At 41.1% G+C, this 12,580-nt stretch carries 17 protein-coding genes; 15 read left to right on the forward strand and 2 right to left on the reverse strand.

The genetic code is table 11. From position 1 onward, the window contains the following. The first annotated feature begins 207 nt into the window (after positions 1 to 207). The 9 genes from CSV72_RS08685 (at position 208) to CSV72_RS08725 (ending at position 7,574) form a co-directional block, all read left to right on the forward strand. On the forward strand, positions 208 to 2,622 hold the full coding sequence (locus CSV72_RS08685) for a Na+/H+ antiporter subunit A (protein ID WP_199168429.1): 2,415 nt from the start codon (positions 208 to 210) through the stop codon (positions 2,620 to 2,622). Beyond that, positions 2,609 to 3,034: a Na(+)/H(+) antiporter subunit B gene (locus CSV72_RS08690; RefSeq protein ID WP_029054757.1), complete on the forward strand. Its 426-nt coding sequence runs from the start codon at positions 2,609 to 2,611 to the stop codon at positions 3,032 to 3,034. Before CSV72_RS08685 ends, CSV72_RS08690 begins: the two co-directional genes overlap by 14 nt. Beyond that, complete coding sequence (locus CSV72_RS08695; RefSeq protein WP_099633867.1) at positions 3,034 to 3,366, forward strand: Na(+)/H(+) antiporter subunit C; 333 nt, start codon at positions 3,034 to 3,036, stop codon at positions 3,364 to 3,366. Before CSV72_RS08690 ends, CSV72_RS08695 begins: the two co-directional genes overlap by 1 nt. Next, positions 3,359 to 4,843 (forward strand): Na+/H+ antiporter subunit D, encoded by a 1,485-nt coding sequence (locus CSV72_RS08700; protein ID WP_099633868.1) that lies wholly within the window; start codon positions 3,359 to 3,361, stop codon positions 4,841 to 4,843. The genes CSV72_RS08695 and CSV72_RS08700 overlap by 8 nt, the downstream gene beginning before the upstream one ends. Before the next feature lie 15 nt (positions 4,844 to 4,858). Continuing rightward, complete coding sequence (locus CSV72_RS08705; RefSeq protein WP_099633869.1) at positions 4,859 to 5,341, forward strand: Na+/H+ antiporter subunit E; 483 nt, start codon at positions 4,859 to 4,861, stop codon at positions 5,339 to 5,341. Next, complete coding sequence (locus CSV72_RS08710; protein WP_029054753.1) at positions 5,338 to 5,622, forward strand: Na(+)/H(+) antiporter subunit F1; 285 nt, start codon at positions 5,338 to 5,340, stop codon at positions 5,620 to 5,622. The genes CSV72_RS08705 and CSV72_RS08710 overlap by 4 nt, the downstream gene beginning before the upstream one ends. Beyond that, entirely contained in the window at positions 5,600 to 5,968 is a 369-nt protein-coding gene (gene mnhG / locus CSV72_RS08715) for a monovalent cation/H(+) antiporter subunit G (protein WP_099678013.1), read from the forward strand. Before CSV72_RS08710 ends, mnhG begins: the two co-directional genes overlap by 23 nt. A gap of 97 nt (positions 5,969 to 6,065) precedes the next feature. Next, positions 6,066 to 6,428, forward strand: coding sequence for an ArsR/SmtB family transcription factor (locus CSV72_RS08720; protein WP_099633871.1), 363 nt, complete (start codon positions 6,066 to 6,068; stop codon positions 6,426 to 6,428). 48 nt (positions 6,429 to 6,476) lie between these two features. Further along, entirely contained in the window at positions 6,477 to 7,574 is a 1,098-nt protein-coding gene (locus tag CSV72_RS08725; RefSeq protein ID WP_099678014.1) for a GNAT family N-acetyltransferase, read from the forward strand. Between the two features lie 31 nt (positions 7,575 to 7,605). Here CSV72_RS08725 and CSV72_RS16555 read toward each other — a convergent pair whose 3' ends face one another. Continuing rightward, complete coding sequence (locus tag CSV72_RS16555; protein ID WP_143560424.1) at positions 7,606 to 7,761, reverse strand: lmo0937 family membrane protein; 156 nt, start codon at positions 7,759 to 7,761, stop codon at positions 7,606 to 7,608. A gap of 119 nt (positions 7,762 to 7,880) precedes the next feature. Between CSV72_RS16555 and mntR the strand changes: the two genes are divergently transcribed. The 5 genes from mntR (at position 7,881) to CSV72_RS08750 (ending at position 11,068) form a co-directional block, all read left to right on the forward strand. After that, entirely contained in the window at positions 7,881 to 8,288 is a 408-nt protein-coding gene (gene mntR / locus CSV72_RS08730) for a transcriptional regulator MntR (RefSeq protein WP_099633873.1), read from the forward strand. Between the two features lie 15 nt (positions 8,289 to 8,303). After that, on the forward strand, positions 8,304 to 9,158 hold the full coding sequence (locus CSV72_RS08735; RefSeq protein WP_099678015.1) for a CvfB family protein: 855 nt from the start codon (positions 8,304 to 8,306) through the stop codon (positions 9,156 to 9,158). Positions 9,159 to 9,221: 63 nt separating this feature from the next. Continuing rightward, a complete protein-coding gene (locus CSV72_RS08740) occupies positions 9,222 to 10,109 on the forward strand; it encodes a DUF1002 domain-containing protein (RefSeq protein WP_099678016.1) in 888 nt (295 codons plus the stop codon). A gap of 91 nt (positions 10,110 to 10,200) precedes the next feature. After that, complete coding sequence (locus CSV72_RS08745) at positions 10,201 to 10,482, forward strand: GNAT family N-acetyltransferase (protein WP_099633910.1); 282 nt, start codon at positions 10,201 to 10,203, stop codon at positions 10,480 to 10,482. Positions 10,483 to 10,594: 112 nt separating this feature from the next. Further along, on the forward strand, positions 10,595 to 11,068 hold the full coding sequence (locus CSV72_RS08750) for a DUF4064 domain-containing protein (RefSeq protein WP_099678017.1): 474 nt from the start codon (positions 10,595 to 10,597) through the stop codon (positions 11,066 to 11,068). Positions 11,069 to 11,255: 187 nt separating this feature from the next. Here CSV72_RS08750 and CSV72_RS08755 read toward each other — a convergent pair whose 3' ends face one another. Next, entirely contained in the window at positions 11,256 to 11,753 is a 498-nt protein-coding gene (locus tag CSV72_RS08755; protein WP_099678018.1) for a GNAT family N-acetyltransferase, read from the reverse strand. A 275-nt stretch (positions 11,754 to 12,028) separates the two neighbouring features. Here CSV72_RS08755 and CSV72_RS08760 point away from each other — a divergent pair, with 275 nt between their 5' ends. Continuing rightward, entirely contained in the window at positions 12,029 to 12,421 is a 393-nt protein-coding gene (locus tag CSV72_RS08760) for a hypothetical protein (RefSeq protein WP_233191190.1), read from the forward strand. Positions 12,422 to 12,580: the final 159 nt, after the last annotated feature.

A 12,580-nucleotide genomic window follows, 5' to 3' on the forward strand; every position in this document is an offset into this window, starting at 1 on the left:
CCTCATCCTGCATATAGGATTACGAACTTGGCCTTACAGTATGCTGACCGCGCTTTTTATGCGGTTTTCGATAAAGTAGTGTATACTTTCGAGTAGAGATTGTTCTCTTTGCTTAGAGTCCCATTATGCATAACGTACAGTGTTCAGTCAAGAGTCTCTGAGTATTCTATCGACACGTATAATTGATTAATTTCGGGAGGTGTTAGGTTGATCACCGTCTTACTGGCAATATTCATACCTTTTATCGCAGCATGTTTGGTACCTTTTATACACAAAATTTTGACTGGAAGACGGATCGGCTGGTTTGTAATCACCATTCCGTTGTTCTTGTTTATTTTATTGATTCGTCTAGTTCCTTCGCTTTCAGATGGGGCGTCTTATTTATATACGTTCCCTTGGATACCTTCTGCAGATGTCTATTTTTCCACGCATTTGGACGGACTGAGTATGATTTTTGCGTTGCTAATTACAGGAATCGGTAGTTTGGTTGTATTATATTCAATCTACTATCTTTCTGAACGGGAAGCAATTGGTCGCTTTTATACATATTTACTGTTGTTCATGGGGGCTATGCTAGGTGTTGTATTATCCGATAACCTGATTGTTCTGTATGTGTTCTGGGAATTAACGAGTATTTCTTCCTTCCTACTAATTGCTTTCTGGTATCACCGAAAACAGTCACGATACGGAGCGAAGAAATCGATGTTGATCACCGTCACAGGCGGTATTTTCATGTTAGTTGGATTTTTAATGCTTTACGCAATTACGGGAACGTTTAACTTACAGGAACTTATTTCTATGCGGGAAGTGATTGCAGCAGATTCACTGTTCATCCCCGCGATGTTGCTTGTTTTGATTGGTGCATTCACCAAATCTGCGCAGTTTCCTTTCCATATTTGGCTACCTGACGCGATGGAGGCTCCTACACCTGTTAGTGCCTACTTACACTCCGCCACGATGGTAAAAGCGGGTATTTATTTAGTAGCACGATTTACACCGATTTTCGCAGGTGATACGACATGGTTTTATGTCGTGTCTTGCGTAGGGTTATTGACGATGTTGTGGGGGTCTGTCAACGCGGTGAAGCAAACGGATCTGAAGGCGTTGCTCGCGTTCTCCACCGTGAGTCAGTTAGGTATGATCATGAGTTTGCTCGGTATTGGTTCATTAGCATTCGCTTCTTCTGAAAGTGCGCACATCGCGTTATTCACCGCCGCTACATTCGCTGCATTATTTCATATGATTAACCATTCGACCTTTAAAGGTTCCTTATTTATGGTCGTCGGTATTTTAGATCATGAGCTGGGCACGCGTAATATTAAACGACTCGGTGGCTTGGCAACGATCATGCCCATCACATTTACCATTGCACTCATTGGCAGTTTCTCTATGGCAGGACTACCACCATTCAATGGCTTCTTAAGTAAGGAATTATTTTTTGAAGCGATGCTGTCATTAAAAGAAGCCAATCTATTATCAATGGATTCGCTGGTCGTATTGTTTCCAATCGTTGCGTGGATCGGCAGTATATTCACATTCATTTATTGTATGATCATAGTATTTCAGACGTTTTTCGGCAAAGTACATGCACCGGCCCCTGGACAACGACCTGCACATGAAGCACCGATTCAAATGTTGATATCACCTATGGTACTTGGCAGTCTAGTCGTACTTATTTTCATCTTCCCGAATCTGCTAGGTACGTATATTTTGGGTCCAGCAATGAATGCGGTATATCCGCAATTTGAAGGGATGCCTGGTCTAGTACCAGAAATACAAGTGTGGCATGGCTGGGAGATGCCGATCTTCATGACGATCGGTGTGATTATCTTGGGAATCTTATTGTATGGTTTATTGCGTTACTGGAAAGGGATTTACCGTTTAGGGTTTTTACAATGGACGCTTGATCGTTTATATAACGCTACATTACAACGGATTGAACGAGTAGCTTCTGTTGTGACGAAAACATATATGACGGGTTCGGTACGTGATTACGTCGCGTATATCATGCTGTTTTTCATTGCGCTTGTTGGAATAGGATTGCTAGGTTTCCAGCAATTTATTTTCGACTTCTCGAATGATGCCGTGATTGAGATTAATGAAGGTATTATTATTTTCGTTATGATGTGTTCAAGTGTAGCGATTTTATTTGCTAAGTCGAGGATTACTGCCATTATTCTTAACGGTGTGCTGGGCTATTCAATCGCCATTCTATTTGTCGTATTCCGTGCGCCGGATCTCGCGTTAACGCAAATAATTGTTGAGACGGTTACAACGGTGTTGTTCTTACTGTGCTTCTATTATTTACCGGAGTGGAAAAACGAACACAAATCGATTTCCATGCGAGTACGTAATGGGTTGATAGCAGTTGCGTCCGGGGTTGCTGTTACCGTTATCGCTTTGCTCGTGCAAGGCCATTCTATGTATCCGTCGATTTCTATCTATTATGAAACAGCGTCTCGACTTGCAGGCGGTTTGAATGTAGTAAATACGATACTAGGTGATTTCCGTGCATTCGATACGATGCTTGAAGTATTGGTATTGTTCATCGCAGGCCTTGGCGTCTATTCATTAGTTAAGCTGCGTCGCAAGAAGGGAGTGGATCACACTGAAGAAAAATGATGTGATCTTACAGACAGTGACGAAGATTGTGTTTTTCATCATCTTGACGTTTGGTGTGGAGCTATTTATATCGGGGCATAATAATCCCGGTGGCGGCTTCATTGGCGGCCTTGTGCTCTCTTCTGCGTTTGTATTATTGTATTTAGTTTATGACATAGAAACTGTTCACCGGGGAACGCCATTTGATTTTAAGCGAGTGGCGGCACTTGGTGTGTTGCTGGCTGTAGGTACAGGAATGTTATCAATTTTGTTTGGTGAGTCCTTCCTGTCACAGACGACATGGCTTGTGGATTTACCGGTTTTTGGTGAGACGGAACTTGGAACAATGACGATTTTCGAAGCAGGAGTCGCACTGACTGTCCTCGGTGTCGTCGTGACGATTATTTTGGGAATCAGTGAGGATGTGGAGTAATGGAGACATTAATTACCCTTCTGGTTGGTGTGCTAGTGGCAGTAGGCGTTTATTTGCTCTTATCAAAAGAAATGTTGCGAATTATTTTAGGGACAGCCATTTTATCGCACGCTATTCATTTATTATTATTGACGATGGGTGGATTAAAAAAGGGTGATGTGCCCTTGCTTACAGAGACAGCTGCGGAATATACAGACGCCCTGCCGCAAGCGCTGATTCTAACGGCGATTGTCATCAGCTTCGCGGTGACGGCATTTTTACTCGTATTATCTTACCGTGTGTATCAAGAGTCTGGCCGTGGACCTGGATTGCGAGGGCGACAAGATGAATAATTTATTAGTATTGCCTATGATCTTGCCTATTTTAATGGGTGTTATTTTAGTGTTTTTACGTCCGTATATTCGTGTGCAACGTGTACTTAGTGTGCTGACGACGATTGCTTCTGCTGCTGTGGCTGCCTATTGTCTCCAGCACATTCATCTAAATGGCATCATGCGTTTGGATTTTGGAGATTGGTTACCACCGCACGGAATCTTATTTGTGGGCGATTCATTTGCGATGCTACTAGTGCTAGTTGCGTGCATCGTTTCTAGTATTATTTTACTGTATGCATTCGCTACGACAGGGTTTGAGACAGAGACGATGTTCTTCTATCCATTCTTCCTGTTTTTAATGGCAGGAGTTAACGGCTCGTTTCTGACTGGAGATTTATTTAATCTATTTGTTTGTTTTGAAGTGATGTTACTGGCTTCCTATGTGTTGCTGACTCTTGGAGGACGCAAAACACAGTTAAAGGAAGGTATTACGTATGTATTGATCAATGTGCTGGCTTCCTGGTTCTTCTTATTAGGTATCGCGTATATTTACGGTGTACTAGGTACGTTAAACATGGCCCATATCGCTGTGCGTGTAGCAGAAACGGGACAAGGACCGCTTCTGACGCTAATCGCAATTATTTTCATGATTGTCTTTAGTTTGAAAGCGGGCTTGCTACTTTATTTCTGGTTGCCAGGTTCTTATTCGGCACCCCCTACTGCGGTCGCGGCACTGTTTGGTGCGCTACTGACGAAGGTAGGTATTTATGCGCTGTATCGTATGTTTACATTAATATTTATACATGATCCAATCATTTATAAAATCATTGGCGTGCTAGCCATAGTCACAATGGTTGCGGGGTCTCTTGGGGCGATTGCATATTCAGATATTCGTCAGATTGTCTCGTATAATGTCATTATTTCTGTTGGCTTTGTGTTGACAGGTTTGGCAATTGCTACGAATACTGCATTCCAAGGTGCGAGCTATTATTTGGTTCATGACATGATTAGTAAAGCATTGCTGTTTCTATTGGCAGGTACTGTCGTATATTTGACGGGACGTTCGAAGTTTAATGAAATCAGTGGTCTAATTCGTAACTATCCGCTCGTCGGTTGGTTATTTTTCTTGACGATGCTTGCGATTGCCGGAATTCCGCCATTCAGCGGATTTATTGGAAAAGTGTATATAGGATTAGGTGCAATTGAAACAGGATCTTACGTGTTGCTCGCGGTGTCGTTTTTATCGAGTATTGGTGTATTGTATTCACTCCTTCGTATTTTCCTTAATAGTTTTTGGGGAGAAACGATAATTAGTGAAGATGATCAAAAGCCATTTCAAAAGAAAATTGGTTTGCCGCTCGTATTACTTGCGGTACTCGTAGTTGGCTTAGGTATAGGTGCAGAACTGCTGTCGCCTTATATTCAGGATGCAGCCAATACATTAGCTAATCCCGAAGAGTATATACGCGCCGTGATGGGTGACGATTTAGAGTAGGGAGGGGGAGACGACATGCCGTTACAGCTTCTGCTGAATTTATTCATCGCATTTTTATGGATGACGCTGATGGATGAAGATGAACTGAGATTCACGACATTTTTCATGGGTTTTTTAGTCGGACTCGGCATTATTTTTGTCATGAGTCGTTTTTTCGATACGCATTTCTATTTACGCAGAGTATATGCTGCCTGCAAGCTCTTGTTAATCTTTATCAGGGAACTGACGCAGTCGAGTATTGTGGTCATCTCCCAAATCGTGCGGCCTACACTACGTATTAAACCAGGTATCTTTAAATACAAAACTATTTTAACGAGTGATGTAGAAGTGACTATGCTGTCCATGTTGCTTACTTTAACACCGGGCTCGGTCGTGATGGAAGTATCTGCTGAGGGCAATGAGTTATATATTCATGCAATGGACGTTGAAGAGTCGCGGGATGGATTGATTAAGCAACTGAAGAATTTCGAGAAAGCGATTATGGAGGTGACACGATGATAGCAGGTATGCTGACGATATCGGTCATACTATTCGCGCTGACTATTTTGGTGGCAGTCATCCGGATTATCCTAGGTCCTTCTCTGCCAGATCGCGTGGTAGCACTTGATGTAATCGGAGTGAATTTGATTGCAACGATTGCCGTCGTGTCAGTGATTTTAAATACAAAAGCATTTTTGGAAGCAATCTTGATCCTCGGTATTCTTTCATTTATCGGGACGATCGCATTTTCCAAGTTTATTGAGAGGGGGAAAATAGTTGAACGCAAGCGAGATCGGTGAATTTATAGGGGCTTTGTTGATTTTGACAGGTGCAGTTGCCAGTATGTTAAGTGTCTTTGGATTGATCCGCTTACCGGATGTCTATACTCGATCACATGCTGCGACGAAAAGTTCGACATTGGCAGTGTTATTGACATTATCCGGCGCGTTCGTCTTTTTTCTATTCTCCGAAAATTTTATCAGTGTACGGTTGCTTCTTGGTATTGGCTTTGTTTTTTTGACAGCACCGGTGGCTGGGCATGTAATTATCCGTGCTGCTTACCGATCGAATGTTAAGCTAGCGGATATTTCTACCGAAGATGAATTATATGAAAAAATCCATGGGCAAAAAACAGATAAAATGTAGCGATAGTTGATTCAAATGAACATAAGAGTCAATTGATTTTCCAACATCTTATCTATATAATTGCCATAATCTATATTCGAATGAATGAGGTGAAAAAGTGGTAAATCAAGATGCTTGTGAAGTAACAGTTGTGCACGAAGATGTAGTTCGCAAAATACGTAAAGAGCTTCCTGATGTAACGGAGATGGTACAAATATTCAAAGCATTGGCTGATGAGACACGTTTACGAATTGCGTATTCACTGACATTGGAAGCAGAAATGTGCGTCTGTGATGTAGCGGCAGTAATCCAATCTTCATCCGCTACCGCTTCCCATCATTTACGTTATTTACGGGATCATTCATTAGCCAAATCAGAAAGACGTGGAAAAATGGTATACTATTCTTTAGCAGACGAACATGTTGCGGACTTAGTGAAAATTGCATACGAACATGCAATTGAAGCACAGCAAACGATGTAATGTCAGGTGAGGCGCTTGCATACAGGCAGGCATGATGGAGGAATTTTAATGCGCTTACAAGAATGGACGATAGAAGAACAAGATTTGCTGATTCAGTTTATGACAACAAACTCATGGCCTTACCATGATAGTAGTCAGCCTGGCCGCGAGTTGCTTGAAAAGTCGATCGAAGAAGGCGGCTATGCATCTGATGACGTAAAGACATTCTGGATTGAGAATAATGAAAATGAAAAAGTGGGAATCGTAAAAGTCTATGACTTACAAGAGGATGTCCCACTATTCGACTTGCGAATTGCTGATCACTTTAGGGGTTATGGCTATGGTTCGCGGGCGCTAAAAAAACTTACACAATACGTGTTTGAATTACCGGAGCATAAGATTCGTATAGAAGGACATACGCGCCACGATAATGCAGCTATGCGTAAAGCGTTCGAGCGGGCTGGCTTTGTAAAGGAAGCGCATTTGCGCCAAGCCTGGTTCCTTCCGAAAGAAAATACGTATTATGATGCAGTAACGTACGGTATGACGAGAGAAGATTATGAGGCCGGTACGACAACGCCTGTGCGTTGGGAAGACCGGGAACGTTATGTAAAGAGCATACCCGGTTTCAAACAGCGGCTGCAATCTGAACGGTTACATATTCGAGCACCTGAATTAAACGATGTGATGGATGTTTGGGGTGCGGTATCGAATTCAACTCCTGCGTTGCGAAAGTGGACTGGATGGGCACAGAAGGAAATGACGATTGAATCGACTGAAGAATATGTTCGTCAATCCGTTTCAGAATTCATCGGTAGAAAGTCTTTGAACTTTCATCTCTTTTTGAAAGAAACGGGTGAATTCATTGGTTGTGCCGGTTTCTATCGCATCGATTGGAGCATTCGTAAATTTGAAGTGGAGTATTGGCTGGATACGAAGTTTGAAGGCGAAGGCTATATGACAGAAGCGATCAAAGAGCTTGTGGAGTTTGCGATTACAGATCTATCGGCAGCGCGAATAGAATTTGTTTGCGATGAGAATCATAGTAAAGGTCGTGCAGTTGCAAAGCGAACGAGTTTTGAACTAGAAGGAATTTTACGTAAAAATGCTCCTTCTGCGAATGGGCAAGGCTTACGCAACACATGTGTGTATGCGATAGTTACCTGATCACAGAAGGAGCACTATAAACTAGTTTTCACTATATCGAACGTCTTCCAGTTATTAATTGAATGACAAAGATAATGCCGGCAATTACTAAAAGTGTGTGGATTAATCCACCGCCAATATTTGCTACTAAACCAATTACCCATAATGCTATTAGAACTACAATAACAAGCCATAATATACGACCCATAGTGAATCAACTCCTTTTCATTGTTATTTGCTATGTAAGTATTTTACCCACCCTTTCAAATCTTAAACTTTTAAGATCGTAATTTGTATATGTTGACAGTCAAATGAGGAGGCGATAGTTTGGCTACACCGAGTATGGAAGATTATATTGAACAAATTTATTTACAATTAGAGGCAAGAGGTGAAGCGCGCGTGTCCGACGTGGCAGAGGCGCTTTCTGTGCTACCTTCATCTGTAACCAAAATGGCCCAACGCTTAGATCGTGAAGGCTATGTGCACTATGAGCGCTACCGGGGGTTGGCATTGACGGACCGCGGTTTGCGCTTTGGTAAAAAACTTGTGCATCGCCATGAATTACTAGAACAATTCCTGCGTATTATTGGTGTGGAAGAAAAAAACATCTACGGAGACGTAGAAGGGATTGAACATCACCTAAGTTGGAATGCGATGGATCGCATTACCGATCTGGTGGAGACGCTCGAGTCTGATCCTGAATTCATAAAAAAATTAAAAAGTAAAGCACTCTAGAGAGGATTATCTTATATGACATTACTACAACCAGGTACACTAGCAACACTTAAAATTCTTCGCAAAGACGGGTCACGCTTTGTATTAGACGCTGCCGGAGAAGAAATCTATATGAACGTTTCCGAAGCACCGGATGCTCAAGAACAATCAACAATCGAAGTTTTTCTTTACATCAATAGAAGGGGCGAACTGACAGGCACTGCGCAAATACCTTCAGTTACCGTTCATACATTCGGGTGGGCAAAAGTCATTCGTTTGGAAAGAAGTGAAGGGGCTTATGTAGATATCGGTGCATCCTTTGAAGTACTGATCAATCGAGCTGACTTCCCGCAAATTAAAGAACTGTGGCCACAACCAGGTGATGAACTGTATATGACACTTCGTTCAGACCCAGGAGGCAACTTGTTCGGACGTTTAGTGACGGAAGAAAGAATCCAGGAGCACTATACAATGGCGGAAACAGATATGTACAATCAGAATGTCAAAGCAAGAGCGTACCGCTTGCTACCAATCGGCACATTCTTATTGACAGAAGACATCCAACGTATCTTCGTTCATGAAACAGAGCGTAAAGCAGAGCCAAGATTAGGTGAAGAAGTGGATGTTCGTATTATTGAAGTTCATGAAGACGGTACGATGAACGGTTCTTTATTGCCAAGAAAGCAAGACCGTTTACAAACAGATGGTGAACAAATTTTAGCGTATTTGCAACAGTCTGGTGGTAAAATGCCATTTACCGATAAATCCACTCCTGAAGAAATTGATGAGATGTTTCAGATGAGTAAGGGAGCCTTCAAACGGGCACTCGGCACGTTGATGAGAGAACGTAGAATTACACAACAAGATGGTTGGACAACACTAATATTATAATAAACGCAACTTTTTCCTGGACCTCAACGTATCTATACATATAGAACAAGGAGGATTGACTGTATGAAAAAAGGATTAGCCACTCTATTGGCTTTCATGATGATGGTAGCGATCATAGCGCCAGCTGCAGTATCAGCAGATGAAGTCATTAATGAAAAGCTCGGAGTTCCAATTGTAGTATATGGTTCAAATTTATCGGATAGTGAAAAAGCGAGTGTGAAAGAAAGTCTATCAGTTGCCAACGAAGCTGAAGTGGAAGAATTATCAGTGGACGGTAATGATTTAATCAGATATATTCCTGGCGGTGATCGAAATGCCCGAATGTATTCATCCGCTAAAATTACCAGACAAGAAGAAGGCGAAGGCCTCGTTATTAACATTGTGACTCCGGATAATATCACACAAGTAACGGCGGACATGTACGCTACTGCTATGTTGACAGCAGGTATTGAAGATGCTGTTGTAGAGGTTGCCTCACCCAAAAAGGTGACGGGTCACTCGGCTCTTGTTGGAATCTACAAAGCGTATGAAGTGTCAGGTGAGGTTCTCGATACTGAACGTACGGATGTAGCTAATGATGAATTGAGTCTGGCAACGAAGCTTTCAGAAAAAGCGGGCGTCGATCAAGACGAAGTAGCTAAGTTGCTGACAGAAATCAAAAAACAAATCTCTGAACAAAAGCCTGCGACAAAGGAAGACGTAGAGCAGATCGTCCAAGATCAATTGCAGAAATTCAATATAGAGTTAAGCGAAGCAGATCGTCAATTATTAATTGACCTAATGGATCGGATTTCGAAACTGGATATCGATTTCTCGAAGCTTAATGAACAGCTGTCCGATATGGCATCGAAAATTAAAGATAAATTAGGCGATATAGATCCGAGTTTCTGGGAAAAGGTAAAAGAGTTTTTCAGAAACATGGCGGATTCTCTTAAATCTTTGTTTAGTTAAGTTGTCACTGTGGTACGTTATAGGGTAGAAGTATAACTACAAAGGAGAGATATGCATGAGTGAAAAAAAGGATGCTGAGCAGCGCGAGGGAATGGATTTTGAGCTTGTGGTTTTAGGCGGAACGAAATATGCGTATCAATATAAAGTAGCAGGCGATGTAAAAGCAGAAATCGAGTGGACTGAAGAAAATGGAGTCATGACGATGACACATACTTATACAGATGATTCGTTGCGTGGCCAAGGAGTCGCAAAAAAATTACTTGACCAAGCAGCTGACAATGCACGTGAAAAAGGATTGAAGATGAAAGCAGTCTGTTCATATGTAGTGAATGCGTTCGAACGAAGTGATGATTATAACGATGTAAAAGCATAAGTTGTATGATGGAACGGTACGTTCTAGATGTTCCACATCATTTTTGAAACTTTTCTCATTTCCTTGCGTATAGGTAATAGAGAAACAAATTAGAAGAAGAGGATGATGTGGAATGATTAATCGTACAGCAGAGCGCGTACTCGGTATCATATCAGCTGTTTTATTGACACTGAGTGTTTTAGGTACTGCCCTAGTAGCATTCATTTGGAATATGGCAAGCACTGATCCAACATTCATGGATGAGTTCCGTAAAGGCATTGTGAGTGAGGGCGTATTAAACACTGAAGAAGTGGATATGTTGATGTCGTTTATGGGCTCTTTTTCTACTATCATATGGGTTTTAGTAGTTGTAGCATTCATAGGCTTGATATTGAACATTATCGGTCTAGTAAAAGTCTGGAACAATAAGAGTGCTAAAACAGCCGGTATATTATTCATTATTGCAGGTCTGTTAGGTGGATTCCTATCCTTACCATCCATCCTACTTTACATTGCGGCCATTCTTTGTTTTACAAAGAAGCCATCAATGGCACCAGGACCTTCACCTGATGAATACGTCTCCACGGAAACTAACTGGATGAACTAAATGGTTATAGACACATAAATACCCTTTTCTTTAAGAAAAGGGTATTTATTATTAGGTCTGATAGACACTTTGATTATAAGAGAATACGTTGGTTTATCATAAATGAACGACGGCCTGCCCCACCGGAAAGCGTGGGTCTGCAATGTGGATCAACCGGCGCCATTCTATTAACTGATTTACACCTCTATTAGGTATGTGCAGGTTGCGTGATAGGCAATGAATAATGAAGTGTATTCACGGAAATACCTTCAAATAGCTCAGCGAACGACTCAATAAAATTAAATCCTTGTTTTGCATAAAAATCTTGAAGAACCATATCATTCTGATCGACATACACATCAACATTTACTGCTTCCTGCAACGTCCCTAGTGCCTCTTTTAACAATGCTTCCTCATATCCACTATTTAAATACTCGGGAAGCATGTGAAGAGCTGTCAATTCACTCTCACCATCCACATCAATCGGTGTATAGCTTAAATACCCGATGGAATTCCCTTGCTCATCTATCGCGAGCAATACCATCGTCTTTTCCAATTGCTTCTTCAACATTAAATCGGAATACGTACGCTCAATATATTCTTCGATCACTTCTTCAGGTATATGTGGTTGAAATGTATGTTGCCAAGACGTATGGGCAATCTTTTGAACATCTTGAATATCCTCTACTGTCATTTTACGAATCATAGTGATCTCACCTCTAGTTCTCTTTCTATATAGTATAACAAATTAGGCTCTGCAAAACTACTGTACGATGAAAACGAGAACTACTGCTTGTGTAACTTATAAAACTATAAATGATACGTGAAGTATGAAATAGACGATAAAAAGACATTTACATCCTAAATTCACAATTATTAAGTAACTAACCGAACTGTAAACGTTTGAAAGTAAGACTGCAGGGTATATTAAGCAGTAGATAGAAATTCACTACAATTAGATTACGACGGAGGATGGTAAATATGGCTAAAAAATCAAATGGGTTATTATTTGCAACACTTGCAGCAGGAGCTTACGCTTTCTTTAGTAAAAAAGAAAATCGTGATAAGGCAATGGAGACAGTAGGAGTGTTGAAGGAAAAGGTAGACACATTTGTCAATAACAATAAGTTGGTTGACCAAGCAACTGAAAAGGTAGGACATTCAGACCCAACAGACTTAGGAGATAACAACATGGTATCCGAGGGAGCACAGACAAGTGTTCATTATTACAACCAAGAAGTACAGGATCCAGATAAAAAGGCTTCGAAAAAAGATGGTCTTTATAAGAAAAATGAAGACACAAGCGATAATAAGCCGCTTTATAACAAGGATGAATCAACTAAGGAAGCAGAAAAAGATAGTAATTCCAACTAAAATCAATCATAGGTAAATACTAAAAGCGCTCCCTTTTAAGGGGCGCTTTTAGTATTTATATAGCGTTAAATACAAAAGGGGTAGATAATCTTGGGGAATAAGGTAAAATAATGTACATATAGATATATGTCTTGCATAGTCATATATATAGAATGAGTG

This window comes from Sporosarcina sp. P20a, from assembly GCF_002743175.1.
GTDB lineage: Bacteria > Bacillota > Bacilli > Bacillales_A > Planococcaceae > Sporosarcina.

What these genes read in the sequence shown, in the direction of transcription:
- CSV72_RS08695 (WP_099633867.1), top strand. Translation starts at nt 3,034, where the DNA reads ATGGAGACATTAATTACCCTTCTGGTTGGTGTGCTAGTGGCAGTAGGC.
- CSV72_RS08700 (WP_099633868.1), top strand. Translation starts at nt 3,359, where the DNA reads ATGAATAATTTATTAGTATTGCCTATGATCTTGCCTATTTTAATGGGT.
- CSV72_RS08705 (WP_099633869.1), top strand. Translation starts at nt 4,859, where the DNA reads ATGCCGTTACAGCTTCTGCTGAATTTATTCATCGCATTTTTATGGATG.
- CSV72_RS08710 (WP_029054753.1), top strand. Translation starts at nt 5,338, where the DNA reads ATGATAGCAGGTATGCTGACGATATCGGTCATACTATTCGCGCTGACT.
- CSV72_RS08725 (WP_099678014.1), top strand. Translation starts at nt 6,477, where the DNA reads ATGCGCTTACAAGAATGGACGATAGAAGAACAAGATTTGCTGATTCAG.
- CSV72_RS16555 (WP_143560424.1), bottom strand. Translation starts at nt 7,761, where the DNA reads ATGGGTCGTATATTATGGCTTGTTATTGTAGTTCTAATAGCATTATGG.
- CSV72_RS08735 (WP_099678015.1), top strand. Translation starts at nt 8,304, where the DNA reads ATGACATTACTACAACCAGGTACACTAGCAACACTTAAAATTCTTCGC.
- CSV72_RS08740 (WP_099678016.1), top strand. Translation starts at nt 9,222, where the DNA reads ATGAAAAAAGGATTAGCCACTCTATTGGCTTTCATGATGATGGTAGCG.
- CSV72_RS08745 (WP_099633910.1), top strand. Translation starts at nt 10,201, where the DNA reads ATGGATTTTGAGCTTGTGGTTTTAGGCGGAACGAAATATGCGTATCAA.
- CSV72_RS08750 (WP_099678017.1), top strand. Translation starts at nt 10,595, where the DNA reads ATGATTAATCGTACAGCAGAGCGCGTACTCGGTATCATATCAGCTGTT.
- CSV72_RS08755 (WP_099678018.1), bottom strand. Translation starts at nt 11,753, where the DNA reads ATGATTCGTAAAATGACAGTAGAGGATATTCAAGATGTTCAAAAGATT.
- CSV72_RS08760 (WP_233191190.1), top strand. Translation starts at nt 12,029, where the DNA reads ATGGCTAAAAAATCAAATGGGTTATTATTTGCAACACTTGCAGCAGGA.